The following is a 25,409-nucleotide window of genomic DNA, read 5'->3' on the forward strand; positions in this document are numbered from 1 at the left end:
GCCGCCCACGTCATCGGCTGCCGGGGCGCAGCCGGTCGTGGCGCGGCGCGGGGCCGAACTCCTCCTCCAGGCGGGCCAGCAGCGGGCCGAGCAGCGCGTTGAGGCGGTCGAGCTCCTCCCTGTCGAGGGCGAGCAAGAACAGGCGCCGGTCCTCGATCGTGCGTTGCGCGGTGGCGTCGCTCCAGAGGCGGCGGCCCTCCGCCGTCAGCCGGATCGGGCGGCTGCGGCCGTCGGTGGCGGGCGCCGGCTCGACGAGACCGGCTCGGGCGAGGCGGTCGACGCGCACGCTGATGGTGCCGGGGGTCAGGCCGAGGGCGTCGGCCAGTTGCTTGGGCGTGCGTTCGTACGGCGGGCCGGAGCGCTGCAGGACGGACAGCGCGGCCCAGTCGCCGACGGTGACGCCCTGCCGGTCGGCGACGCGTTCGAGGACGCGCTCGAACTGCCGCGCGATCCGGCCGATCCGCTGGCGGGCGGCCTCGACGCCGGGGTCGACGCCGGAGGGCATCTGCTCGATCCACTCCGCGAAGTCGGCGCCCACCGAGTCGGGCGGGAGGTCGTCCTGCTCTGCGGCCACTGGACACATCCTTCGGACTAAAATACTTTGAGGCTCAAACTTTGATGCTCAAAGCAACCTACCAAGAAGGATCCAAGCATGCCTGACACGGGAAACGACGCCCGCGTGTGGTTCATCACCGGCACCAGCAGCGGCCTCGGGCGTGCGATCGCCGATTCCGTCCTCGCCCGCGGTGAGCGTGTTGTCGCCACGGCGCGGGATCCGCAGACGGTCAAGGACCTGGTGGAGCGGGCGCCGGACCGCGTCCGCGCGGTCGCGCTCGACGTCACCGACCCGGCGCAGGTGGCGGCCGCGGTCGGCATGGCGATCGAGGAGTTCGGGCGGATCGACGTGCTGGTCAACAACGCCGGCCACGGTCTGCTCGGCGCGCTGGAGGAGTTGTCCGACGAGCAGATCCACGCGGTGCTCTCCACCAACGTGCTCGGTGTGATCGCCGTGACCCGGGCGGTGCTCCCCCACATGCGGGCCCGCAGGAGCGGGCACATCGTGCAGATGTCCTCGGTCGGCGGCGTGGTCGGCAACCCGGGCCACGCCATCTACGCGACCTCCAAGTTCGCGTTGGAAGGGATGTCCGAGGCGCTGGCCGGAGAGGTCGCGCCGCTCGGGATCCGGGTCACGATCGTCGAGCCGGGACCGTTCCGTACGGACTTCGCGGGCCGGTCGATGCGGTTCGCGGACCCGATCGACGACTACTCGGAAACGCCGGCCGGGGCGCTGCGGAAGCGGTTCTCCGCCCAGGACGGCGCGCAGCCGAACGACCCGGTCAAGGCCGCCGAGGCCATCGTCCGGGCCGTCGACGAGGAGGACTCGCCGCTTCGTCTGCCGCTCGGCCCTGAGGCGGTGGAGCGGATCCGGCGGAAGCTCCAGGGGCAGCTGGCCGACCTGGAGCGCTGGGAGCCGGTCTCGCTGGACACGCGCTACTGACGGCCGCGGCCCGGCGCGGCGGTCGCCGCGCCGGGCCGGTGGGGATCAGTGCAGGGTGAGCACGGTGACCGAGTAGGCCGGGACCGTGTGCGTGAAGGTGGAGCCGAGTCCGGTGATGGTCGTGGTCTTCGGCACCACGTTGGCGGGTTGGGAGATGGTGTTGGTGTCGGCGGGGTGCGCGGAGCTGAGCACCGTCGCGGTGCCCCTTGGTCCGATGTGTCCCGCGCCGCTGAGGTCGACGGCGACCGGCTGGGGCGCCGAGCTCGGGTTGACCACCGTCACGTAGATCCTGCCGCTCCGGCTGTCCTTCGTGGCGACGACGTTGATGCCGCCGACGCCGGTGTACGTCGCGCCGATCACCTGGTCGCCGTGGTTTCGCGCCAGCATGCTCTGTGCGTAGTAGCTGGGCGAACCGTAGCTGGTCAGCGCGTCGAACCCGATGAGGTTGGTCTTCCAGCGGTCGTCGTGGACGTTGACGAGCATCGGGGCGTACGCCTCCTGGACGACCAGGTCGGAGTTGCGTTCCAGCCCGGTGAGCCAGGACGCGTCGCCGATCGCGGCGTTCAGGTCCGGCGTGGGCGCGCCTTCCTGCGACGCCCACTCGCCCACCAGGACCTTCGGCCCGCTGCGGGAGTGGCCGTCGTACAGGTTGGCATGAGTGTTCATCCAGCCCGGCGACTGGTAGTAGTGATCGTCGACGATGTCGGGCGTCCGTGACGTCACGGGCGTCGTGGCGATCACCTGCATCGACGGGTACGCCTTCTTGACGGCGTCGTAGAACATCGGGAAGCGGTAGCCGTTGTAACCGCCGGACCTGTCGAACCAGTCCTCGTTGCCGACCTCCACATAGCGGATCTTGAACGGTGCCGGGTGCCCGTCCTCGGCGCGCTTCCTGCCCCACGTGCTCGTGACGGGACCCGTCGCGTACTCGATCTCGTCCAGGGCGTCCTGGACGTACGGCTGCAGTTGGTCCTGGGGCACGTAGGTGTGGTCCAGCGAGTAACCCGCGTAGACCGCCAGCATCGGTTGCGCGCCGAGCTGCTCGCACCACTCCAGGTACTCCAGCAGGCCCATCCCGTCCGTGGACCAGTAGCCCCAGGCGTCGTCCATGTGCCCGGGCCGGGTCCAGACGGGTCCGATGGTCTTCTTCCAGTCGAACCGGGTGCCGATGGTGTTGCCTTCGAGGTAGTTGCCGCCCGGTTCGCGGATGAAGGCGGGCTTGAGCCCGGCGAACAGCTTCATCAGGTCGGGGCGCAGCCCGTTCTCGACGTTCTTGTACGTGGGCGGGAAGAGCGAGACGTTGTCCAGCCACAGGGTCCGGCCGGCGTTGCCGCTCGTGGACAGGACGAAGCGGGCGTCGGCGGTCGTCGGCGCGTCCGCCCTGGTGCGCAGCGTCGCGGTGAACCGTTTCCAGTCGCCGCCCACGCCGTGGACGTCGGCGCTCGCGTAGACCTTGGTGCCGTCGGTGCTCTCGACGTCGGCGGTCAGCGGGCCGGTGAAGCCGGCGCTCGCCTTGGCGAAGAACGAGACCTTGTACGACCTCCGCGGGGTGACCGGGATGCCCCAGTAGCCGCCGTTGGCGACGCCCGCGTCACCGGAGAGGTCGACCTTGAGGGATCGCGTCAGCGCCGTGTTCAGCGGGTTGGCCGGATCGAGCGAGATGGCCGCGTCACCGACCGCCGACCACTGCACCGGCTTGGAAGCGTCGGCCATCATCGAACGGTTGTTGATCAGCTCGGGGTACAGGCCGCCGGTCATCGAGTGGTTGATGTCCTCGGTCATCAGGCCGAAGAAGGTAGACGGCAGCGGGTGCAGCGGTCTGCCCGCGTCGACGCTCAGCGAGCCGCCGATGTTGCCGGCGAGGTCCTGCACCTGGTGCGGGGACATCGCGTAGCCGTACATCCGCACGTCGTCCACCGCGCCGTGAAGGAAGTCGCCCGTACGGCCGGCCCCGATGACCGTGTCACCGGTGGCCTTCCACGGCGACGTATACGCGGCGGAGGCCGGCAGGCCGTTGACGTAGAGCTGCAGTTTCCCGGCGGCGACGTCGTCCACGCCGACCAGGTGGTACCACTGGCCCGTCTTGGGAGCGGTGCTCGCCGCGGCGTACGCGACGGCCGCCGACGAGGAGTCCGCGACCGGCCGGGCGAACGCGAACCTCCCGCCACGTAGCCGCAGCTCGTACGCGCTGACCTGCGAGCCGTTCACGCTCGCGAGGTCCTGGTCGCCGGTGGTCTGGTCGAGCTTCGCCCAGGCGGAGACGGAAAACGAACCGCCGGTGTCGACGGTGGGGCCCGGGGAGGTGACCTCGCCGTTCGCGGTGCCGTTCAGGGCGACGGCGTGGGCGCCGACCCGGCCGGTCGTCCAGCTCGCACCCGACCCGAGGGCGCCGGTACGACCGTTGCCGGAGGAGTCGGCGGCGGTGGTGCCGCTGCCCTCGTCGTAGGTCCAGTGCGCGGCCTCCTCGAGCGCCTCCACCTGGCCGGAGGTCAGCGCCCCCTGGTAGAACCGCACGTCGTCCACTGCCCCGTGGACGAAGTCGACCGGGTTGCCGCCGTACTTCCCGCGGCCGATGAGCGTGTGCCCGGTGGCCTTCCACCCCGAGGTGTACGCGGCGTCGGTGCCCTCGGCGCCGTCGACGTAGACCTTCAGCCTGCCGGAGGCGGCGTCGTCCACGCCGACGAGGTGGTACCAGGTGCCAGCGGCCGGCGAGACCCCGGAGTCCGCGCGGACCTCGGTCGAGTTCGAGTCGTCGGCGGTCCGGCGGGTGAAGGAGAACCCGCCGGACGCGGCGCTGAGCTGGAGGTAGAAGCCGCTGATCTGGTCACCGTCGACGCTGACCGCGGTCTGGTAGCCGGCAGTGGAGTCGAGCTTCACCCAGGCGGAGACGGTGAAGCTCTGCGAGGTGTCCACCACCGGCTCGGGGATGTCCACGTTGCCGTTGCCGGTGCCGTTGAACTGGACCGCGTGGGGGCCGATCTGCCCGCCGGTCCAGGTCGCGCCCGACCCCAGCGTGCCGGTGTTCCCGTTGCCGGAGGAGTCGGCGGCGGTGGTGCCGCCGCCCTCGTCGAGCGTCCAGTGGCCGGCCAGGGCGGGGCCGTCGGCGGCGGCCACGCCCGTGGTCGTCAGCATGCCGGCGAGCAACGCCGAACATGCCGTGACCACGAGCGCGGCTCGGGTGCGTGCTCTGTCGGCCGGACTTCGCCAGCCGATGCGATTCGAGGTGAACATGGCGCCTTCCGGTTTCTGGGGATCCGTGGGCTCCGTATTTCGGGCAGCGGGACGTGGGGTCCTCTCGGGATGAGACCGCTAACAAAGCTCGCGCCGACGAGCGAGGATTCGCGCCGAACCCTCGGCCGCCGGGAGGAGGCGCGTCGCCGGATGAACGGTCCCAGCCTGGGGTAATCGGGTCGATCGGGTGGTATCGAGCGAGTTACGCATGCACTGCCCCGGTATTGTTAGCGCTCACAATACGGAGTGTCAACGGACCCGACAGATCATGTTTCGGCGGGGCCGTACGACCGCGCCCCGTCGCCGACCACGGAGGATGTCGCGCGGGCTCGGGGTGGCGCTGCGCCAGGTTTGACATCCCACAGGGTCACATTGATAGTGGCGTGAGATGAGCTGGCGGCGTGTGCCGCGGAAGGCACAGCAGCAGGTCGCGGACGCGGCGACACCGCGTCGGCGGGGGTCGGCAATGCTGGTCACGGTCGGCCTGGTCGGCGCGGCGATCGGCTTCGCGGGTGCGGGCATCGATGCCGGGCCAGGGCCGCGCACGGTCCACGGGGCGCTCAGCGTCGGGCCCCTCTACCTACCGCCGCTGCTGGTCGCGCTGGCCGCACTCGCGCTGGCCGCCCTGGCGGCGACCCGCGTCCGCTGGACCACAGGCGTGGGCGCGGCCTTCGCCGCCATCCTGCTGATCGGCTCCGCCACCATGGGCGCCCCAGCGATCTCCTACCGGCTGACCCACCCGGCGGTGATCGTCCCATTCGCCGAAGACGTACTCCAGCTCCTCGGTGAGATGACCGCCACCGGAGCCGGCATCGCCGCGATCGTGCTCGCCCTGCGCAACCGGAACACGATGCGCCGGCACAGCGCCTGACCGGAGACCCGTTGCCTCAGCCGGGCGCGCGGCAGAACGGCGACGAGATGTCTCTCCGCGGTGTTCGCATGGGCGCGGCAGTGGATGGTCGAGAAGCCGCGTGCCGGCCTTCAGAACGGCATCCCGTCGCGCTCCGGCAGCCACATGCCGACGACGCTCGAATTCGGGTCCCGCTGCCGTGATGAGGTCGCTTGACCCCGGTAAGTTGTGAGCGCGAACATGGACCGAACAGGACGTGAACCCGGAGGGAGGAGTCCTGTCCTCGCCCCTGGATGACGTTCCGCTGCGCCGTCCGACCATGGAGGATGTCGCGCGGGCGGTCGGGGTGTCCCATCAGACCGTGTCGCGTGTCCTCCGCAACCACCCGAACGTACGGGACAGCACCCGCGCCGAGGTGCTCCAGGCGATCAAGGACCTCGGCTATCGCCGCAACTCCTCGGCCCGCGCGCTCGCCACCAGCCGCACGCACACCCTGGGCGTGGTCGCCGTCAACACCGCACTGTTCGGCCCGGCCAGCACCCTCGCCGGCATCGAGGAGGCCGCTCGCGCCGAAGGGTTCCTGACCTCCACCGTGAACCTCCGTCGGCTGAGCCGTGAGTCCCTGACCCAGGCGCTGGAGCACCTGGGTGAGTGGGGCGTCGAGGGCGCGGTCGTCATCACCCCGCAGCGTCAGGCGGTCGTCGCGCTGTCGACGATGCGACGCCCCTTCCCCATCGTGACCGTGGAGGGAGGACACGACCTCGACATCCCCGGCGTCTCGGTGAACCAGCACCTGGGCGCACGACTGATCACCGAGCACCTGCTCGCCGCCGGTCACCGCACCGTCTGGCACGTCGCGGGTCCGCAGGACTGGATCGAGGCGGAGTCGCGCATGGCAGGGTGGCGCGCGGCCCTGGACGACGCGGGGGCCGAGCCCCCGCCTCCCGTGCTCGGCGACTGGAGCCCGCTGTCCGGCTACCGGGCCGGGCAGCAGCTCACCGGAAAGGCCGTCGGCGCCGCGGGACGCCTGACGGCTGTTTTCGTCGCCAACGACCAGATGGCCCTCGGGGTGCTGCGCGCCTTCCGCGAGGCGGGCGTACGCGTGCCGGACGACGTGGCGGTCGCCGGATTCGACGACATCCCCGAGGCCGAGTACTTCGCGCCGCCGCTGACGACGATCCGCCAGGACTTCGAAACGGTCGGCAAGGCCAGCATCCGGCTGCTCCTCGACCGGATCGAGGGCAACAGCCCCGACGAGCCGCACCTGGTCATCGATCCCTCCCTGATCGTCCGCGGCAGCACCGCGACGCCCCTTTCCTAGGTGCGCAGGCGGGCGGCGAAGCCGCCGAGGAGGGACTCGAGGGCCTAGGTGAAGCGGGCGTGGTGATCTTCCGGAGTGCCGAGGCCGTCCCGGATCGCCTGGGCGAGGTCGGGGGGCGCATCGACGGCCCGGCGATGCCCGCCCGGTCCGCCGGCTCCAGCGCGGCGTCCAGCACCTTCTCGCGTGACAGTCCGTGAACCGATGTCTCCCGGCCGTCAGGCCTGGTCCGCGCGCAGGCCCCTGCGGAGCGCGTCGAGCTTGTCGGCGATCATCCGCCGGCTCACGGCGGCCTCGGTGACGAGTGAGCTGCCGTGGAACGTGCCGGGATAGTGCCGCACCTCGGTGCCGACCCCGGCCTGGAGCAGGCGCTGGGCGTAGGTGAGGCCCTCGTCGCGCAGCGGATCGAACTCGCAGGTCATCACGCAGGCGGGCGGCAGGCCGGACAGGTCCTCGGCGCGGGCGGGCGCCGCGTACGGGGACACGTCCTTCCCGGCCAGGTCCGCGAGGTAGTACTTCCAGCTCAGCTCGGCGTTCGGCCGGTTCCAGATCGGCGTGTCGACGAAGGCGCGCATGGAAGGGGTGTCGAGCCGGTCGTCGAGTGCGGGGATGCCGAGGTACTGGTAGCACAGGCGCGGGCCGCCCCGGTCGCGGGCGAGCAGCGCGACCGCGGCCGCCAGGCCGCCGCCGGCACTCTCCCCGCCCACCCCGAGCCGGTCGGGATCGATGCCCAGCTCTCCGGAGTTGGCGGCGGTCCACTCCAGCGCGGCGTAGCAGTCGTCGAGCCCGGCGGGGAACGGGTGCTCCGGGGCCAGCCGGTAGCCCACGGACACCACCACGACGCCGGCCTCGGCCGCGATCCGCGCCGCCTCGGAGTGCTCGGTGTCCAGGCCGCCGAGACAGAAGCCTCCGCCGTGGATGTTCAGCAGCCCGGGCAGGAGGCCGGCGCGCCCGGCCGGCCGGTAGATCCGCACCGGCACGTCCGCAGCGTCCTCGGGGCCGGGCACGGTGCGGGCCCGGACGTCGAGGGGGGACACGGGCTCGTACGGCGGCACCGCCTCCAGGTTCTTGCGCATGTCCGCGCGCGCCTCGACCGGGTCCACGATGGTCACGTCCGGCAGCATCTCGACCCAGGGGGCCAGCTCGGGATCGTACGCGTAGGTCATGTCGTCTCCTCGCTCGCGCCTGCCCTCGATCATGGCCCGAAGAGCAGCACTCCGTAAGCCTCCACGTGGCGCGAATCGCCCCGCCACCGCCCGCCGACCGGCGGGCTCCCCGCGCTGGCCCCCGACGGCCGCGTCTGGCTCGAACGCGACGGTACGCCCCTGCCGCTCGACGAGATCCTGCTCGAACGCCTCGCCATCGCCGCCACCGTCCTGCTCGACCACGTGCCGACCGACAGCGTCAGGCGCGGAGGTAGGTGAGGACGGCGAGGACGCGGCGGTGGTCGTCGGGGGCGGGTGGCAGGTCGAGCTTCATGAGGATCGAGCCGACATGCTTGACGACGGCGGCCTCGCTGACGACCAGGCGCCGGGCGATCGCGCCGTTGGAGCGGCCCTCGGCCATCAGCTCCAGCACCTGGCGCTCCCGGTCGGTGAGGCGCCCGAGGCGCGAGCCGTCGCGACGGCCGGACAGGAGCCGCCGGACCACCTCGGGGTCGATGACGGTGCCCCCGCCGGCCACCCGCTCCAGGCCTTCCAGGAACTCGGCGACGTCCCCGACGCGGTCCTTCAGCAGGTATCCCACTCCGCCGCCGGTCTGCAGCAGGTCGGCGGCGTAGGACTGCTCGACGTACTGCGACAGCACGAGCACCGGCAGCCCTGGATCGTCGCTCCGCAGCTCCAGCGCTGCGCGCAGTCCCTCGTCGCGGTGGCCCGGCGGCATGCGCACGTCGGTGACGACGATGTCCGGCCGGTCGTCGGCGACGGCGGCGAGCAGGGCCGGCGCGTCAGCGACCGCGACCGTCTCGTGGCCGAACCGGCCGAGGATCTGGATGAGGCCCTCGCGCAGCAGCACCGAGTCCTCGGCGAGCACTACCCGCATGGGATCTCCACCCGAATGATCGTAGGGCCGCCCGGCGGGCTGGACAGCCGGACCGACCCGTCGTAGACGGCGACCCGGTCGGCGAGGCCCTTCAGGCCGGTGCCGCCTTCCGGGTCGGCGCCGCCCGTGCCGTCGTCGCGGATCTCGATGACGAGCAGCCGCCCGTGCAGACGGGCGAACACGTGGGCGCGACCGGCCCCGCTGTGCTTCGCGACGTTGGCCAGCGCCTCGGCGACGACGAAGTAGGCGGCGGTCTCGACCGGTTCGGGCGGCCGGGCGGGCAGGTCGACGTCCACGTCGACCGGCACGGGGGAACGCTCGGCCAGGGCGCGTACGGCGGCCTCCAGTCCCCGGTCGGTGAGGATCGACGGGTGGATGCCGCGTACGAGGTCGCGCAGTTCGGCGAGGGCGGCGCGCGCCTCGTCCTGAGCCTTGGCGATCAGCTCGCGATCTCCGTCGAGCCGGGCCAGCCCGAGCGTCATGATCAGCCCGGTGAGCCGTTGCTGTGCTCCGTCGTGCAGGTCGCGTTCGATGCGCCGCCGCTCGGCCTCGAACGCGTCGGCCATCCGGGCCCGGGAGGCGGTCACCGCGACGAGCCGCTCCCCCAGCTCGGCGTCACGGGAGGGCACGAGCAGGGCGCGGGCGAGCGCGACGCGGGCGCCGGCCAGCACCGTCATGAGGTACACGCCCACGACCGCCACCGCCACTCCCATCGGAGCGGTCAGCCACGCCTCTCCGCGTGTGTCGACGGTCATTGCCGAGCCGTACTGGATCCGGTCACCGCCGCCCACCCACGCGGGCGCGCCGACCTGGACGACGGCGCCGACGACGAACACGAAGACGACGACGCCGTCGAAGGCCGACAGGACCGCGTGCAGGAACGCGTAGCCGAGCTCCCGCCACGTCGCCGCCTCCCGCAGCCGGAACCGGAACCGGAACCGTCTCACCGTACGGGGGACGTCCCGGTGCGGTGAGGGGGCCGCGCGTAGGTCGAGCCAGCGCAACCGCCGGCGCTCGACCGCCGCCAGCGCCACGGCCAGGAGCGGAACGCAGGCGAGCAGGCCGACGCCCGCGACCACCGGGGTCAGCAGCACGCCGAAGAACAGCAGCGCCGCGGTGAGGGCCAGCCACAGCAGCCCGATCGGCACGCCGGTGACGAGGTACGCGAACGCCCGCCACGGCCACGAGGAGCACAGGAACCGCAGCGGGTTCCGGGCCAGGGCCCGCCAGACGGTCACCCGTGGGTCCGTGGGCCGTACGTCGCTCACGACGCGACCGTACGCGACAGCAGCTCGCGCAGGCGTTCGTAGGAGCGGTCCCAGCTCCACGCGGCCGACGTCCAGGCGCGGCCCTTCTCGCCCATCGCGCCCGGGTCGGTCAGCAGCCCGATCAGCCGGTCGGCGACGTCCGGCACCGAACGCCCGTCGACGACGTGCCCGGTCTCCCCGTCCCGTACGGCCTCGGGCGCGCCGCCCGAGTCCCCGGCCAGTACGGGCAGCCCGGCGGCGGCCGCCTCCAGGAACACGATCCCCAGCCCCTCGGCCTCCAGCCCGTTCAGGCGGTTGCGGGACGGCAGCGCGAACACGTCCGCCGCCGCGAAGAACCACGGCAGCGCGTGGTGCGGATGCCCGCCGGCGAACACGACCCCGTCCCCGGCGAGCCACCGAAGGCGGCCCTCGTACGGTCCCGTTCCGACGATCAGCAGTGTCGCGTCCGGCACCGCGCGCCGAACCAGCGGCAGCGCCCTGATCAACCGGTCCTGGCCCTTGCGCGGCACCAACCGTGACACGGTCAGGATGACGGGCCGCTCCCCCAGGCCGTACCGCTGCCGGATCGCGGCCCAGGCCGCGGCGTCCGGGCGGAACATCGAGACGTCCACCCCGGGCGTCAGGCGCGCCATGCGCGGGAGCGGACCGAACGCCCCGGCGATCCGCCGCCGCGTGTACTCGGTCAGGTACGTCACGGTGCCCACCTGGTCACCGATCCGGCGCAGGACCCGCCGCGACCCCGGCAGCGCCGCCCACGCGACCTCATGACCGTGTGTGGTGGCGACCGACGGCAGGCCGAGCGGCCCGGCGAGCAGGCCCAGCGGCGCTGCCGCGCCGAACCACACCCGTTCGCAGTCGTACCCCTTCACCAGGGCCGCCGCCGTACCGGCCACCGCCCGCGTCGGCAGCAGGGTGCGGGCCCGGTCCCGTACGACCGGGAAGGGCAGCCGGGCGTCGAACCGGTCCCCGCCCGGCTCCCGCGACGTGTAGACGACGACCTCCTCCGGCGGGAACCGGCGCGCCAGTTCGTACGCGAACGTCTCGATGCCGCCCAGCCGTGGCGGGAAGTCATTGGTGACGATCAGGCAGCGGCGCACGGTGTGCTCCCTCCCGCGCTCGCTCCGGGCAGCGTGGCGAACGCGGCCAGGACCGCCGGGTAGAGGAAGTAGCCCCAGCGGGCGGCGGGGAGCAGGCAGATCGCCAAGGTGAGGCCGAGCGCCGCCCTGCGCGCCGCGCCGCGGACGTCCGAGGGCGGGCGGAGCACGAGCGAGACGCCGACGGCCACGGCGGCTAGGGCGAGCAGCGCCGCCGCCACCGTGTACCCGGCCGGGCCGAGTCCTGCGAGGAGGTGCCCGGGCAGGGGGCTCGCGGCGGGCGACGTCGCGGGCGTGAGGCCCAGGGGGAACAGCACGGCGTTGGTCGTGAATCCGGACGGGTCCAGCGCGGCGGGCACCCCTACCCCGGCGGTGAGCACGGCGGCCGCGGCGATGACGTACCTTCGCGCCTTCCGCCGCGCTCGCAGCAGGAAGAAGACCGTGATCAGGACCGGCCACGCGGTCGGCTTGAGCGTTCCGGCCGCGCCCAGCGCGAGTCCCGCCGCGCCCGGCCGGTTCCGGGCCAGCGCCAGGCCCAGGCAGGCGAACCCCAGGACGGGCAGGTCGTCGCCGCCGACCGCGACCGGCAGCGCGACCAGCGGGGAGGCGAGGGTGACGATCAGGATCCCCATGCAGCCGACCCGACGCGGTCCCCCATGTGACCGGCTCACCACCATCCCGGCGGTGATCGCGGCGGCGAACACTCCCGTGAACAGGACCCGCGGGTCCAGCCCGGTCAGCCCGAACACCGCCATCCCCGGCAGGTACGGGTCGTAGGAGGTGTACGCCGTGCCGGGCACGGGCGGGTACGGCGTGCCGTGGCGCAGGAGCGCGGCGCCGGACCGCGCCACCACGGAGACCTCCTCCTGCGCCTGTCCGGTGACGATGAGCACGGCGAGCGGGACCAGTGCCGCGCCCGCGAAGGCGCACGCCCTACCGGCGGTCCGGCTCGCGACGGCGACCAGCGCGGCGCACGCGTATCCGACCGCCGCGGCCGTTCCCCAGCCGCGATGCGCGGCCGTTCCCGCCGTTGCGGCGAAGACACCGGCGAACCCGCCGAACAGCGCGTACAGGTGCGGCTCCGGCACGAACCCCCGGCGGCCGGCGCGGTGCACACGCGTCCGCGGGTCGCCCGGGTGGCCTGCGATCGGCGGCGACGGACGGGGAGAGACGATGATCGTCATGCCTGTGCTCCTGCGTCGGGGGCGGGGTCGATGCCAGCCAACCGGCGGCGAGCCCGCGGATCACTACAGCGGAACGCCGAGACGCGGTAGACCCTGCGGGGTGGGGCCAGCCCTACTCCGGCTCTCCGGATCGCGCCAATGTGCCGCAGACCCGTACCGGATTGGCTTGAGGCATGACACAGACGACCGTCCTGGCGCCGGTGGCTCAGGCGGACTCACTCGTGAAGACGTACGGCTCCGGGGAGAACACCGTGGCCGCGCTGCGCGGCGTCTCGGCCTCCTTCGCGCGTGGGCAGTTCACCGCGATCATGGGGCCCTCAGGGTCGGGCAAGTCGACGTTCCTGCACTGCCTCGCCGGGCTGGACACCGTGACGTCGGGCTCGATCGTGATCGACGGGGTGGACATCACGCGGCTGTCGCGGACGCGGCTCACGAGACTGCGCGGTGAGAAGCTGGGCTTCGTCTTCCAGGCGTTCAACCTGATGCCGATGCTGACCGCCGAGGAGAACATCCGGCTGACCGCGCGGATGGCCGGGCGGCGGGTGGACCGGGAGTGGTTCCGGAGCCTGGTGGACGCGCTCGGGCTGTGCGAACGCCTTGCGCACCGGCCGGCCGAGCTGTCCGGCGGGCAGCAGCAGCGGGTCGCGGTCGCGCGGGCACTGCTGACCCGGCCGGAGGTGGTGTTCGCCGACGAGCCGACCGGCAACCTCGACTCCTCCGCGGGCGCGGAGGTGCTGCGGTTCCTGCGCGCGGCCGTGGACACGTACGGCCAGACGGTCGTCATGGTGACGCACGACCCGCTCGCCGCGTCGTACGCCGACCGGGTGCTGTTCCTCGCCGACGGCCGGATCGTGTACGAGCTGGCCGGGCCGACGATCGACGCGGTGCACGACGTGATGCGCCGGATGGAGGCCTGAGCATGTGGCTGATCGCCCGGCGGTCGTTCGCGCAGGACTGGGCGCGGCTGACCGCGACGATGCTCGCCGTGTTGTTCTCCGTGGGCCTGATGTCGGGGGCGCTGCAGTTCGCGCTGCGGGCGGAGGCGGCGGTGTCCGGGTCGGACGCCAGCGAGTACGCCCGGGTCGACGTGCTCGTGCAGCCGCGCGGCGCCGACCCGGATGACGTGTTCAGCGTGCCGCAGGGCGAGGTACGGCCCGGCGCGATCGCCTCGGTGCCGGGCGTGGCGGCGGTCGCCGGTGACGCGTCCGTGCCGATCACGATCGTCGGCGCGCGTGGAAAGCCGGTGACGCCGCCGGCGGGCGCGGCGACCGCGCTCCGTCCCTGGATCCCCGACGCGCGCCTGAACGCGTACCACCTGGTGTCCGGGCGGGCGCCGGCCGCCGACGACGAGGTGGCCGTCGTACGGCACGTCGCGAGTGCCGGAGGGCTCCACCCCGGCTCGGGCACGACGCTGCTGCTGCCGAACTCCACGCAGCGCGTGCGGGTCGTCGGCGTCGTCACCGTACGAGGGCGCGGGGCGGTGGCCTCCGGCGACCTGGTCCTCGGCACACCCGCGGCCGTTCATCGCGCAGCCGGGCTGCGCCCGGGCGCCTGGCAGGGCCTGTGGGTGAAGGCCGCGCCGGGCGTCACGGCCGCCACGCTGCGCGCCCGGCTGGTCCCGGTGATGCGCCCGGCCGTCGTGCGGAAGGCCTCCGACGTACGGAACCGGCAGTCCGCCGACCTGCAGGGGGCGGGGGCGTCCCTCGGCGGGGTGATCGGCATGCTGGCGTCGGTCGCGGTGTTCACCGGCCTGTTCGTGGTCGCGAACGCCTTCGGCACGCTGGTCCGCCAGCGCACCCGGCGGCTCGCCCTGCTGTCGGCGATCGGGGCCCGGCCCCGGCAGATCAAGCGGCTGGTCCGCCTCGAGGCGCTGGTCCTGGGGATCGTCGCCTCGGCGGGCGGCCTCGTGGCCGGGTACGGCGTGTCGGAGGTCCTCACGCGGCTGTTCGCCCAGGACGGCTTCGACATCTCCGCCGGTGAAGTGCAGGTCGGCTGGGTCGCGCTGGTCTTCCCCTTCGCGGCGGGCGTCGTGACCACGCAGCTGGCGGCCTGGCGGCCGGCCCGCCGGGCGGCGCGGATCGCGCCGATCGAGGCGCTGCGGTCGGCCACCGCGGAGGGGCGGGGACGGGTCTGGCCCCGGCTCGTCGGCGCCCTGGCGATCTTCGGGGCGTCGTGGATGTTCTTCGGCCCCGTCTTCGCGGTCGCGAGCGATCCGACGTCCGTCGGGATCGACCGGACCATCCCGATCGCGGTGCTCATCCTCATGGGCTCGATGGTGTGCGTGTCGGGGCTGGCGGTGCTCGCGCCCTTCTTCGTCGGGCCGCTCGGCGGCCTGGTCGGGCGGCTCGGCATGCTCGTCAGCGGCGAGTCGGGCCGGCTCGCCCGTGCCACGATCACCCGCAGCCCTCGCCGGGTCTCCTCGGCCGCCGCCTCGCTCATGCTCGGCGTCGCACTCGTCGCCGCGACCGGGCTGCTGATCACCTCCGTCCATCAGCGCGGCGCCGAGGCCGGCGTGCAGACGCTCGCCGCCGACCACGTCATCGCGAGCAACGGCCCCGCCTCGAACGGGGCCGCCCCGCTGCCCGGCGACACGGCGGCCCGGGTCGCGCGCGTCCCCGGGGTGACCGCGGCGGTCGCGCTGACGCGCACGGAGGTGGAGCTCGTGTCGCCGAAGACGAAGGTCGTCGACGACCCCGGCCCGCCGGTGTACCTGAGCGTCACCGGCGCGTCCGACGTCCGGCCGGTGCTGCGCTTCGGCGGGCACCTGCCCGCCCTGCGGCCCGGCGAGATCGGAGTCGCGTCGCCGCTGGTCAAGGCGTATCACCTGTGGCCGGGCCGCCGGATCGTCGTGCACGGAGCGCGCGGGAACGTGACGCTCACCGTGGCCGGCCGATACCACGACCCGTCGCACGTGTTCGCCGACCAGACGCTCGTCGCCCCGGCCACGATGGCGACGCTCGACCCCGGCGCGAGCACGTCGGCCGTGCTGGTCCGCGGCACCGCGTCCACGCGGGCCCTCACAGCGGCCATCGCGGACGTCCCGGTCGCGCGGGTGTACGACCCGGCGGCCTACGCCCGGGTCGCCGCCGCGTCGATGGAGAAGGGCCTGCGGGTGATCTACGGGTTCATCGGGATGTCGCTGGTGATCTCCCTGTTCGGGATGGCCACGACGATGTCGCTCAGCGTCTTCGAGCGGACGCGGGAGTTCGGCATGCTCGGCGCCGTCGGGACGACCGTGCGGCAGATCCGGTCGATCGTCCGCTGGGAGGCCGCGACGGTCGTGCTGCTGGGGGTACTGCTCGGCATGGCGACCGCCGTCGGCACCGTCGCGCTGCTGCACGTGGCCACCGGCAGCTCGTACATCCGGGTGCACCTGCCGTGGTGGCTGCTCGCCATGGTCGTCGGCGGCGCGGCCGCCGTGACCTGGGCGACGTCGGCACTGCCCGCCCGCCGCGCCGCCGGAGTACCGGTACTGGAGGCCGCCAAGGCGGAATGACATTCAGCGCGGGCGCCGCGCCGGTGGCAGTCCGCCCCGCTGGTGCGCGTCCTGCACGACCTTTCGCCGCGGGACCGGGAGGGATTCGTGACCGGTCTGACCGCCTGGGCCCACGAGATCACGACTGGCGGCCGGCGATCCCCTGCCCCCGTGCGAGGATCGCGGCCGAAGCGCCCCGGCCTGCCGGCCATTGGGCGATGTAAAGGCGCCGGCCGTGGCCCAGGCCCGCCTGCCACCAGGTGACACCCGGCGTGGCGGGCGGCGCGGTCCACACGACCACGACCGTCAGGCCCTGGCCGGCCAGCCGGGCGACGTTCGCGGCGGACACGTCCGCTGAGGTGTTCCGCGCGCCGAACCCGTCGTGCATGTCGGCGGCCCGGCAGTGCTGCGTGTAGGCGATCGAAGGGGCCTGGAAGCCGAGCACAGCGCAGCCGCCCCGCAGGCCACGCCGATCGAGGATCTTCGTGGCCCGCACGATCCAATGGTCGCCGGCCCGGGCCGCCGCCGACGCCCGGTCGGCCTGCACGAGCTGCAGCTCGACGCACACGATCAGGCCGGCCAGAGCGACGGTGGCGCCCGCGCTGGCCCAGAGGCGGCGGTCCGGCACGAGCCGCGCGAGCCCGGCGACGCCCTCGCCGGCCGGGACCGCCAGCAGCGCGAACACCGGGAGCAGGTAGCGCGGAACCGCCCAGGCCGACGCGACGATGTACGCGGCGGCGAAGACGCCGGCGGTGACGGTGGCCAACACCAGCGCCGGCCGGTGCCGGGCGCGGTAGGCGAACACCAGGCCCGACCCGACCAGCATGATCCCGCCGCCCACCACAGCATCGAGGTCGCGGTGATGGGCCCGCAGGACGCCGCGTGCGGCAGGCACGACTCCTTGCCGCTCATCGACCGCAGGTATCGCCACTGCGTGAGGTACAGGCCGTTGGACCCGTTGACGACGTTGATCGTGTGCAACCGCGTGACCGGTCCGCCGAAGCGGGCGTACGCGTCGACGAGCCACGCGATCGCCCCGATGGCCAGGCCGACGACAGCGCCGGCGATCGGGGCCGCGCGCCGCCATGCCCGCACCGCCGACATCCCGGCCAGCACCGGGATACCCACCCAGGCCGCGTCGGTGGGACGGATCAGCGCCATGCCCGCGAATGCCACCAGCAGCCCGGCCCACGTGCGGCGGCCCGGATGGACGGCCAGGCCGACCGCGGCCACCGCCGCCAGCGCGATCGGCAGGTTCGGCAGCACCGTGGCGGCGAACCGCAGCGCCACCCACGAGCAGGCGAACAGGGCGGCGGCGACCGGCACGGCCGCGCCGGGCCGCACCCGCAGCCACGGCCGGAACGCCGCGTACAGCAGCACGCCGGACAGCGCCACCATGTAGGCCCGCAGCGCGCCCACCGACGAGGTCAAGGCGGTGAGCGGCGCGGCGAGCAGACCTTCGCCGATGGCGCGGTGGGCGGCGTACGGGAAGCGTGGCACGCCGGCCGCGAACTGGCTGGCGTAGGTGGCCTCGTCCAGCTCCAGCGGGAAACGCAGTGCACCGAGCAGAAGCTGTGCGACGACGAATACGGCGCCGATCGCCGCGAGTGCCGCATCGGCGGTCAGCGGCCGGCCCGGCAGGCGCACCATCCGGCTGCTGCCGGGGTCGGTCATCAGGCGTTCGGGGTCGAGCCGGATCGGCAAACTCTGCCCCTTCAGTCAGGTGTGCGGCGATTCGCACCGAGACTAGGGCCCTCATCCGCTGATCGGGGCATTCACTGCATTTCCTGGGACGCGCAGAGACGTCTGATCGGCGTTACCGAAAGCGTCACACGCGCCTCGAGCGCGCCGACAGGGGCGGCCGGCGACACGTGGGCACCGGCACCGGGTATACCTGCCGTTGTGGCCTCTCGCCCGTGTCCGTCGGCGGCGCGGCCGCCGTGATGTGGGCGACGTCGGCGCTGCCCGCCCGCCGCGCCGCCGCAGTGCCGGTGATGGAGGCCGCCAAGGCGGAATGATGCTCAGCGATACGCGCCGAGGACAGGTGCGACCGGGGGCGTCGACGCCGCCCGTGGGGGTTCTGACTCACATTTCGTGGCGGTCGCGGTAACGGTCGCCCAGGCCCCGGGCAAGGCTGCATGTGTTCCCGAAGGCCTTTGCTCTGCTTACGCCGAGTAGGCGGTGGACCGTGCCAGATGTGTACTCAACGTAAGCAGAGCAAAGGGCCGTGGGAGGCGGGGCGGTGAGCGGACGGGTTCGCCTGGTTCGGAGCCGTTCACTCACGAAAATCGAGCCAGAACCCCGAGGGACGCCCACGGGTACGCCGCACCGACGACACGCCCGCCCGAGGGCGGTCGACGCCGCCTGAGGGACGCTCAGCGGTAGGCGCCGCGCCGGTGGCAGTCCACCAGGTGGTCGTCGACCAGGCCGCACGCCTGCATGAGGGCGTAGACGGTCGTCGGGCCGACGTGCCGGAACCCCTGCTTCTTCAGCTTCTTGGCGAGCGCCGTGGAGCCGGGGGTGATGGCGGGCACGTCGCTGCCGTCCTTGGGGGCCGGGGCGTCCGGGTCCGCGTACTCCCAGACCAGCGCGGCCAGGCCGTCGGGCAGGTCGAGGGCCGCGCGGGCGTTCGCGATCGCCGCGTCGACCTTCCGGCGGTTGCGGACGATCGAGGCGTCGGCCATCAGCCGCTCGACGTCGGCCGGGCCGTACGCCGCGACCTTCTCCATGTCGAAGTCGTCGAACGCCCGCCGGAACCCCTCGCGCTTGCGCAGGATCGTCAGCCAGGACAGGCCTGACTGGAACGCCTCCAGGCACAGCCGCTCGTACAGGCCCCGGTCGTCGCGGACCGGGCGGCCCCACTCGTCGTCGTGGTAGGCGATGTAGTCGGGCGCGGAGACGCCCCACGGGCACCGCGCCAGCCCGTCCGGGCCGATCACAGTCATTCGAACATGGTAGCGAGGCGACGCAGCGACGTCCGCAACATGAGCCGGGCCATCGGCCCGACCGCGAACCAGCCGACCCGGCCGAGCGGCCCGAACGGCAGGTGGATCAGCTCCGCCCAGGTCACCCGGCACCTGCCCTCCGGCAGGTCGAGCAGGTCGAACCGGCCCTCGCCGCGGACCAGCGCCCCGGTGTGCCGCACCCGGACCCGGTGCGGCGGCCGCCACTCGCTGATCACCATGGTGTCGAGGAACCCGAGCGGCCCGATCCCGGTCCACGCCTCCAGGCTCGCACCGTCGCCCGCGCCGCCCTCCGCATGGGTGAACGGCACCCATTCGGAGTGCCGGGGCCAGTCGACGAGGACCGCCCAGACCCGCTCCGCGGGGGCGGCGACGTCGGCGGAGGCGTGCACCGCGACCGTGTTCGTCCTCACGCGTCCCGCTCCCGCTCCGTGCTGCCGCCCTCGCCCGGCTGGTGACCCGAGTCGTCGTGGTCGGCGTGATCGTGGTCGGCGTCCCGGTCGGCGATGGTGGCCGCCGGGTCGAAGACGATCTTGTCGGCGATGGTCTGCGGCGGCTCGATCGCCCGTTCCCTGGGCGGCTCGGCGGCCCGCTCCCGGAGCGGCTCGTCCGCAGGCTGCGACAGGAACGGCTCGTCCGCGGGCTGCGGCAGGAGCGGCTCGTCCGCGGGCTGCGGGCGGGGCTGCGAATTGCCTTCCCAGGTCGGGGACGTGTCCGCCGGGTTGAAATCGTGGCGCGTGGTCAGCGCGTCCGGTGCCGGGGAGGCCGACGGGATGGACGGCCGCCACGGCGACTGCTCGGGCGGCTCGTACAGGCGTTGCCGCGCCTCCGCGAGCTCCTGCTCGAGCACGGCGATCCGTGTGTCGCGCTCGGTCAGCTCATGGGCGAAGCGCTCCAGCGCCTCGTCGGTGATCTGCTTGTGGTAGCCCCACAGGCCCATCGGCAGGCGGAGCAGCGCGGCGTCGGTGCCGCCGGCGGAACGTCGGCCCGGCAGAGCCAGTGGCGGGTGGTCGGGGTGCTCTACGGACAGCTCCCCGCCGCCCCCGATGGCCACGACGACGATCGCCGCCAGGACGGCCAGCGCGGCGAGGGCCACGGTGATGGTGACGAGCATATGCCGATCGTGCCACAACCATGACGTACAGTGCGTCAACCCGGTCGGACGGACTCGCGCTCGGCCGCGTATGCCACGATCGGGACATGGACCTGCGCCTCGGGACCCGGATCATTCGCCCCGGGCAATTCGCGATCATGACGGTCGGCCTGGTCGACGGCGCCGACATCGCCGAGGTCCCCGCCGACCCGGAGGCCGTCCGCGCAGCCCGGGCGGACGAGCGGGTGATCGCGGTGGCGCCGTCGTCGGAGGAGCAGGCCGTCGCCTGTGTACGGGCCGGGGCCGACCTGCTGGCCGGGGACGCCTTCGCCGGCGTCGCGGCGGCGACCGGGGCGGCGCTCCTGTGCTCGGCGCCGGAGCGGGCGGCGGGGGTGCGGCCGGACGGGGTGCTGGTCCGTGCCACGGACCCGTACGAGGCCGACCTCCTCGCCGGAGCCGGTCACGCCGTCCTGGTGGACGAGGCCGATCCCGCCGTCGTCTCGGTGTTCGCCTGGACCGGCGCGCGCGTCTTCCGCACGGCCGACCCCGACCCGACCCGTCAGGTCCTCGACATGGTCGCGTCGATCATCGGAACCCGTCCCCCCGCCGTCTCACGCCGCGGCCTCGCCTGACGATCGATCAGGGTTCGGCCTCGATGTAGTCCTCGGCGGTCGGCTGGAGGCGTACCGGCGAGCGTTCCAGGTGGTCGAACGCCTCCGTGACGGTGGTGGCCCAGCCGATCGCGTCGAAGATGCGGGGCCGGGCGAAGCCCTCGTTCAGCAGGTGCTTCATCAGCTCGCGTAGCGGGTCGTACAGGCCGTTCGGGTCGAGGATCGCGATGGGCTTCTCGTGCAGGCCCAGCACGCGCGCGGTCCAGATCTCGAAGAGCTCCTCGAGGGTGCCGAGCCCGCCGGGCAGGACCAGGAACGCGTCGGAGCGGCGGTCCATCTCGCCCTTGCGGGACCGCATGTCCTCCGTCACGACCAGTTCGCCGGAGTCGTCGTCGGCGATCTCGACGTCGACGAGGGCCTGCGGGATGATGCCGACGGTGTGCGCGCCGCCCTCGCGCGCGGCCCGGGCGACGGCCCCCATGCAGGACACGGTGGCGCCGCCGCTGACGAGCGAGTGCCCTCGCCGGGCCAGCTCGGCGCCGGCCTCGGCGGCCAGTTCGACGTAGCTGCGGTCGATGCGGCCGCTGGAGGAGCAGAAGACGCAGATCCGCATCAGCTTCCGTTCCCCCCGGCGTGCGCGTCGGCCTCCTGGGCGGCGCGCTCCTCCAGCTCGCGGGCCTGGGTCTCGTGGGCCCGCCTGATGACCTCGACGACCTCCTCCGGGTCGTCGGTGAGGTGGATCAGGTCGATGTCCTGCGGGGAGACCTTTCCCGCGGGCAGCATCCGGTTCTTGATCCAGTCGAGGAGGCCGCCCCAGAACTGCGTGCCGACGAGCACGATCGGGAAGCGGGTGATCTTCTTGGTCTGCACGAGGGTGATCGCCTCGAACAGCTCGTCGAGCGTTCCGAACCCGCCGGGAAGCACGACGAACGCCTGTGAATACTTGACGAACATCGTCTTACGGACGAAGAAGTAGCGGAACTCCAGGCCGACGTCGATGTGGTCGTTCAGCCCCTGCTCGAACGGCAGCTCGATGCCGAGCCCGACCGAGACGCCTCCGGCCTCGTCGGCCCCCTTGTTCCCCGCCTCCATGATCCCGGGGCCGCCACCGGTGATCACGGCGTATCCGGCCTCGACGAGCAGGGCGCCGATCCGCTCGGCCAGTTCGTACTCCTCCGACGCCGGCTTGGTGCGGGCGGAGCCGAAGATGCTCACCGCGCGCCCCAGCTCGGACAACAGGCCGAAGCCCTCCACGAACTCCGCCTGGATGCGGAGCACCCGCCAGGGGTCGGTGTGCACCCAGTCGGACGGGCCACGGGAGTCGAGCAGCCGCTGGTCGGTCGTCGTGGCGGGGATCGCCTTGCCGCGAAGCGTTACGGGGCCCTGCCGCCTCCGGCGCCGCGTCTCGTCAGGTTGCATGGCCCAACGTTAGCCAGCCCCGCAAGTGGTTTTGAGCAATCGGACACCGCCCTAACTACAGGACAACAAACCCATTTGTGCCGTTTGTCGTTTTGTTGGGCTCTAGACTTCGGCCGTGAACCAAGCGACTGAGGCGCTCGAGCCGAACCCCGTTTTCGTCGACGCGACGGGGCGTCGGGCGCGGATCGCGCGCCGCGTGGGGATCGCGCTCGGGTGCGTCGTCGCCGCCTATCTGGTGCTCGTGGGGATCGGACTGGCCACCGGAGCGCGGGTGCCGCTCACCCCGTGGCCCGAGACGAAGCACTCGAAGTCGGGCCGCGACGCCGCCGGGGACGGGCTGATGCCTCGCAGCGGAGGACACAACCCGCTTCCGAACCGTAGCTCCGCCGCCGGCGGGGCGCCGAGCGGCCCAGCGCCGACGGCCGGCACCTCCCACGGCACCCACACGGGCGGCACGACACCCGCCGCGTCGGGTTCCCCCACGCGGACCACCGGGGCGACCACACCGCCGGTGACGCCGACATCCGCCACCACCGCCCCTGACAAGGGACACGCCTACGGCCGGACCAAGAGCCCCAACCCGAGGAAGCCCTGATGGCACGCCGGGACCGCCGGCGTGATCCGCGCGGTCACTGGATCCTGCTCTTCCTCGGCGCCGTCACCCTCGTCGCGGGACTTCTGCTGACCGGTTACGCGCACGGCGTCGTCGGGGAGTCGACGCAGCACAACTACGAGAAAAGCGCTTCGGCGCCGTCCGCGGTCGCGGACGGCGGTCCCGTCGTGAACCTGTCGGGAGGCGAGCCGAAGAGCATCCGGACGCCCCGCCGCACCATCGCGCTCACCTTCGACGACGGGCCCGACCCCCGATGGACGCCGCGGATCCTCGACGTGCTGCGGCGCCACGGGGCCCACGCGACGTTCTTCGTCATCGGGGCGCGTGTCGCCGACCATCCCGGCATCGTCAAGCGGGCGCTCCGCGAGGGCAATGAGATCGGCTCGCACACCTACACCCACATCGACATGGCCAGTTCCCCGCCGTGGCGCATCCGCTTCGAACTCGGCCTGACCCAGCGGGCGCTCGCCGGCGCGGCCGGCGTCAACACCCGGCTCATCCGGATGCCGTACTCCTCCGTGCCGGACGGCCTGTCCGCGCCGGAGTACCGGGCGGCCCAGGAGGCCGGGAGGCAGGGCTACGTCGTCGCGCTGACCGACCGGGACACCGAGGACTGGCGGCGGCCGGGCGTGGAGAAGATCGTCCAGGCCGCGACGCCCGGGAAGGGCGCCGGCGCCGTCGTGATGATGCACGATGCGGGAGGAGACCGGGCCCAGACGGTACAGGCCCTGGACGCGCTGCTGACCCGGCTGTCGGCTCAGGGGTACCGGTTCACGACGCTGAGCCAGGCGATGCGACTGCCGTCCGCCGACGTGCCCGCCGCGACCTTCGACAAAGTGACCGGAACGGCGCTGACCGCCGCGCAGCGCTGGTCCGACCTGTGGGCCGGGTGGTTCGGGATCCTCTTCGGGATCGCGGGCGCGCTGACCACGCTGCGGCTGATGGCCCTCCCTTTGTTCGCGCACGTCCACGTACGGCGGGTCCGGCGCCGGCCCCGCCGCGGGCCCTCACCATGGCTCACCGCCGGCGGCGCCCCGCCACCGGTGTCGGTGATCGTCCCGGCGTACAACGAGGAGGTCGGCCTGGCGGCGACGGTCCGCTCCCTCGTGAACACCGCCTACCCGTCGCCGATCGAGGTGCTGATCGTCGACGACGGGTCCACCGACGACACTCCCGTCATCGGCGAGCGGTTGCAGCGGGAGTTCGCGAACGTCCGGCTCATCTGCCGACCCAACGGCGGCAAGCCGGCCGCCCTGAACACCGGCATCGCGCAGGCGAGCCACGACGTCCTCGTGCTCGTCGACGGCGACACCGTCTTCCAGCGCGACACGCTCAACAACCTCGTACGGCCGCTGGTCGACCCGCGCGTCGGAGCGGTCAGCGGCAACACCAAGGTGGCCAACCGCAAGGGTCTCATCGGCCGCTGGCAGCACCTCGAGTACGTCATCGGGTTCAACCTCGACCGGCGGATGTTCGACGTGCTGGAGTGCATGCCGACCGTGCCCGGCGCGATCGGCGCCTTCCGGCGGCAGGCACTCGCGTCGGTCGGCGGGCTCAGCACCGAGACCCTCGCCGAGGACACCGACCTGACCATGGCGATCTGCCGGGCGGGCTGGCGGGTCGTGTACGAGGAGACCGCCGTGGCGTGGACGGAGGCGCCGGCGTCGCTGCGGCAGCTGTGGAAGCAGCGGTACCGCTGGTGCTACGGCACCCTCCAGTCGATGTGGAAGCACAAGCGCGCCCTGGTCGAAGGCGGCCGGTCCGGCCGGTTCGGCCGCCGCTGCCTGCCGTACCTGACGCTCTTCCAGGTCGCCCTGCCGTGCCTCGCGCCCGTGGTGGACGTCTTCGCCGTCTACGGCATCTTCGTCCTCGACCCGCTGACCGTCGCGGGCTCGTGGGTGCTGTTCACGGTCGCCCAGGCGGCGGCCGCGACGTACGCGCTGCGACTCGACGGCGAACGCCTCACCACGCTGTGGGTGCTGCCCTTCCAGCAGATCGTCTACCGGCAGCTGATGTACCTGGTGGTCATCCAGTCGCTCGTCACGGCCGTCCTGGGCGCCCGGCTGCGCTGGCACGTCATCCGGCGCACCGGAACGTTCGCGGAGGGAGACCCCCTGCCCTCCCAGGTCGGCATCTGAGGCCCGTACAGAGCCGTCCGACGCCCGTACGGAGCCGTCCGACGCCCGTACGGAGCGCCGGACGTCTTCGCCGGGTCACGCCTGCGCGCACCGATCACCAGTCGTACGACCGTGCCGATGCGAGCGGCACCGCCCGCGATGGCGGCCGCCCGCGTGAGCAGATCGCGACGGCCGAGGCCACCCGGCTCGCATCCGTCACCGGTCGTACGGAGCCGTCAGCGGCCGAAGCGGGTGCGCTCGATCTCCTCGTAGACGTTGATCTTGTGGTCGATGAGCTCGAGGTCCTGCTGCAGCTCGTCGATGCGCGTGGCCACCTCGGCGCGGTGCGCGACGAGCAGGGCCTTGCGGTCGGCGGCCGATCCGTTGCCCTCCCGCGCCAGTTCGGCGTAGCGGAGCATCGTCGCGATAGGCATCCCCGTCGCACGCAGCCGGGTGAGCAGCGTGATCCAGGACAGGTCCCGCTCGGTGTAGCGGCGACGCCCGCTGGAGTCGCGATCCGGCGGCTCCCGGAACGCGCCGATGCGCTCGTAGTAGCGCAGGGTGTGCGTGGAGACGCCGGTGCGCTCGGCCGCCTCCGCGATCGTCAGTCCCTGGGCCAGTGCCTGGGTCAT

At 72.9% G+C, this 25,409-nt stretch carries 24 protein-coding genes; 9 read left to right on the top strand and 15 right to left on the bottom strand.

The window, feature by feature from the left end; translation table 11 throughout:
- Positions 1-10: 10 nt before the first annotated feature.
- A complete protein-coding gene (locus ACYVF7_RS50245; protein ID WP_460353868.1) occupies positions 11-574 on the bottom strand; it encodes a MarR family winged helix-turn-helix transcriptional regulator in 564 nt (187 codons plus the stop codon).
- A 78-nt stretch (positions 575-652) separates the two neighbouring features.
- Here ACYVF7_RS50245 and ACYVF7_RS50250 point away from each other — a divergent pair, with 78 nt between their 5' ends.
- Positions 653-1,498 carry an SDR family oxidoreductase gene (locus ACYVF7_RS50250; protein ID WP_460353871.1) on the top strand — a complete coding sequence of 282 codons (846 nt, stop codon included), beginning with the start codon at positions 653-655 and terminating at the stop codon, positions 1,496-1,498.
- A 45-nt stretch (positions 1,499-1,543) separates the two neighbouring features.
- On the opposite strand, the gene ACYVF7_RS50255 is transcribed toward ACYVF7_RS50250, so the two are convergent.
- Positions 1,544-4,729, bottom strand: a complete 3,186-nt coding sequence (locus ACYVF7_RS50255) for a LamG-like jellyroll fold domain-containing protein (protein ID WP_460353873.1) — start codon at positions 4,727-4,729, stop codon at positions 1,544-1,546.
- A 388-nt stretch (positions 4,730-5,117) separates the two neighbouring features.
- Here ACYVF7_RS50255 and ACYVF7_RS50260 point away from each other — a divergent pair, with 388 nt between their 5' ends.
- From ACYVF7_RS50260 to ACYVF7_RS50270, 3 genes are all read left to right on the top strand, one after another.
- Entirely contained in the window at positions 5,118-5,600 is a 483-nt protein-coding gene (locus ACYVF7_RS50260; RefSeq protein ID WP_460353875.1) for a hypothetical protein, read from the top strand.
- A gap of 235 nt (positions 5,601-5,835) precedes the next feature.
- A complete protein-coding gene (locus tag ACYVF7_RS50265; protein WP_460353877.1) occupies positions 5,836-6,900 on the top strand; it encodes a LacI family DNA-binding transcriptional regulator in 1,065 nt (354 codons plus the stop codon).
- A gap of 59 nt (positions 6,901-6,959) precedes the next feature.
- Complete coding sequence (locus ACYVF7_RS50270; RefSeq protein WP_460353879.1) at positions 6,960-7,097, top strand: hypothetical protein; 138 nt, start codon at positions 6,960-6,962, stop codon at positions 7,095-7,097.
- An 18-nt stretch (positions 7,098-7,115) separates the two neighbouring features.
- Here ACYVF7_RS50270 and ACYVF7_RS50275 read toward each other — a convergent pair whose 3' ends face one another.
- From ACYVF7_RS50275 to ACYVF7_RS50295, 5 genes are all read right to left on the bottom strand, one after another.
- Positions 7,116-8,063, bottom strand: coding sequence for an alpha/beta hydrolase (locus ACYVF7_RS50275; protein ID WP_460353880.1), 948 nt, complete (start codon positions 8,061-8,063; stop codon positions 7,116-7,118).
- A 238-nt stretch (positions 8,064-8,301) separates the two neighbouring features.
- Complete coding sequence (locus ACYVF7_RS50280; RefSeq protein WP_460353882.1) at positions 8,302-8,940, bottom strand: response regulator transcription factor; 639 nt, start codon at positions 8,938-8,940, stop codon at positions 8,302-8,304.
- Positions 8,931-10,208 (bottom strand): sensor histidine kinase, encoded by a 1,278-nt coding sequence (locus tag ACYVF7_RS50285; protein ID WP_460353884.1) that lies wholly within the window; start codon positions 10,206-10,208, stop codon positions 8,931-8,933. The genes ACYVF7_RS50280 and ACYVF7_RS50285 overlap by 10 nt, the downstream gene beginning before the upstream one ends.
- Positions 10,205-11,305 (bottom strand): glycosyltransferase family 4 protein, encoded by a 1,101-nt coding sequence (locus ACYVF7_RS50290; protein WP_460353886.1) that lies wholly within the window; start codon positions 11,303-11,305, stop codon positions 10,205-10,207. Before ACYVF7_RS50290 ends, ACYVF7_RS50285 begins: the two co-directional genes overlap by 4 nt.
- Complete coding sequence (locus ACYVF7_RS50295; protein WP_460353887.1) at positions 11,290-12,486, bottom strand: glycosyltransferase 87 family protein; 1,197 nt, start codon at positions 12,484-12,486, stop codon at positions 11,290-11,292. Before ACYVF7_RS50295 ends, ACYVF7_RS50290 begins: the two co-directional genes overlap by 16 nt.
- 173 nt (positions 12,487-12,659) lie before the next feature.
- On the opposite strand from ACYVF7_RS50295, the gene ACYVF7_RS50300 reads away from it, so the two are divergent.
- Both ACYVF7_RS50300 and ACYVF7_RS50305 read left to right on the top strand, forming a co-directional pair.
- Complete coding sequence (locus ACYVF7_RS50300) at positions 12,660-13,403, top strand: ABC transporter ATP-binding protein (RefSeq protein ID WP_460353890.1); 744 nt, start codon at positions 12,660-12,662, stop codon at positions 13,401-13,403.
- A 2-nt stretch (positions 13,404-13,405) separates the two neighbouring features.
- On the top strand, positions 13,406-15,982 hold the full coding sequence (locus ACYVF7_RS50305) for an ABC transporter permease (protein ID WP_460353892.1): 2,577 nt from the start codon (positions 13,406-13,408) through the stop codon (positions 15,980-15,982).
- Between the two features lie 118 nt (positions 15,983-16,100).
- Here the strand turns inward: ACYVF7_RS50305 and ACYVF7_RS50310 are convergent, their stop codons facing one another.
- The 5 genes from ACYVF7_RS50310 to ACYVF7_RS50330 all read right to left on the bottom strand — a co-directional run bounded on the left by ACYVF7_RS50310 (position 16,101) and on the right by ACYVF7_RS50330 (position 20,038).
- Positions 16,101-16,589, bottom strand: a complete 489-nt coding sequence (locus ACYVF7_RS50310; protein WP_460353894.1) for a hypothetical protein — start codon at positions 16,587-16,589, stop codon at positions 16,101-16,103.
- Positions 16,532-17,665 carry a hypothetical protein gene (locus ACYVF7_RS50315; RefSeq protein ID WP_460353897.1) on the bottom strand — a complete coding sequence of 378 codons (1,134 nt, stop codon included), beginning with the start codon at positions 17,663-17,665 and terminating at the stop codon, positions 16,532-16,534. The genes ACYVF7_RS50310 and ACYVF7_RS50315 overlap by 58 nt, the downstream gene beginning before the upstream one ends.
- Before the next feature lie 671 nt (positions 17,666-18,336).
- On the bottom strand, positions 18,337-18,906 hold the full coding sequence (locus ACYVF7_RS50320; protein WP_460353899.1) for a DNA-3-methyladenine glycosylase I: 570 nt from the start codon (positions 18,904-18,906) through the stop codon (positions 18,337-18,339).
- Entirely contained in the window at positions 18,903-19,337 is a 435-nt protein-coding gene (locus ACYVF7_RS50325) for an SRPBCC family protein (RefSeq protein WP_460353902.1), read from the bottom strand. The genes ACYVF7_RS50320 and ACYVF7_RS50325 overlap by 4 nt, the downstream gene beginning before the upstream one ends.
- A complete protein-coding gene (locus ACYVF7_RS50330) occupies positions 19,334-20,038 on the bottom strand; it encodes a hypothetical protein (protein ID WP_460353905.1) in 705 nt (234 codons plus the stop codon). Before ACYVF7_RS50330 ends, ACYVF7_RS50325 begins: the two co-directional genes overlap by 4 nt.
- 86 nt (positions 20,039-20,124) lie before the next feature.
- On the opposite strand from ACYVF7_RS50330, the gene ACYVF7_RS50335 reads away from it, so the two are divergent.
- Entirely contained in the window at positions 20,125-20,649 is a 525-nt protein-coding gene (locus ACYVF7_RS50335; RefSeq protein WP_460353907.1) for a hypothetical protein, read from the top strand.
- A gap of 7 nt (positions 20,650-20,656) precedes the next feature.
- Here ACYVF7_RS50335 and ACYVF7_RS50340 read toward each other — a convergent pair whose 3' ends face one another.
- Positions 20,657-21,241 (bottom strand): LOG family protein, encoded by a 585-nt coding sequence (locus tag ACYVF7_RS50340; protein WP_460353910.1) that lies wholly within the window; start codon positions 21,239-21,241, stop codon positions 20,657-20,659.
- A complete protein-coding gene (locus tag ACYVF7_RS50345) occupies positions 21,241-22,047 on the bottom strand; it encodes an LOG family protein (protein ID WP_460353912.1) in 807 nt (268 codons plus the stop codon). The genes ACYVF7_RS50340 and ACYVF7_RS50345 overlap by 1 nt, the downstream gene beginning before the upstream one ends.
- A gap of 115 nt (positions 22,048-22,162) precedes the next feature.
- Here ACYVF7_RS50345 and ACYVF7_RS50350 point away from each other — a divergent pair, with 115 nt between their 5' ends.
- Together ACYVF7_RS50350 and ACYVF7_RS50355 are read left to right on the top strand one after the other, a co-directional pair.
- A complete protein-coding gene (locus ACYVF7_RS50350) occupies positions 22,163-22,642 on the top strand; it encodes a hypothetical protein (protein ID WP_460353914.1) in 480 nt (159 codons plus the stop codon).
- Positions 22,642-24,798 carry a bifunctional polysaccharide deacetylase/glycosyltransferase family 2 protein gene (locus ACYVF7_RS50355; protein ID WP_460353916.1) on the top strand — a complete coding sequence of 719 codons (2,157 nt, stop codon included), beginning with the start codon at positions 22,642-22,644 and terminating at the stop codon, positions 24,796-24,798. The genes ACYVF7_RS50350 and ACYVF7_RS50355 overlap by 1 nt, the downstream gene beginning before the upstream one ends.
- 215 nt (positions 24,799-25,013) lie before the next feature.
- Here ACYVF7_RS50355 and ACYVF7_RS50360 read toward each other — a convergent pair whose 3' ends face one another.
- Entirely contained in the window at positions 25,014-25,409 is a 396-nt protein-coding gene (locus ACYVF7_RS50360) for a MerR family transcriptional regulator (RefSeq protein ID WP_460353919.1), read from the bottom strand.

The sequence above is a fragment of the Actinoallomurus acanthiterrae genome, assembly GCF_054775715.1.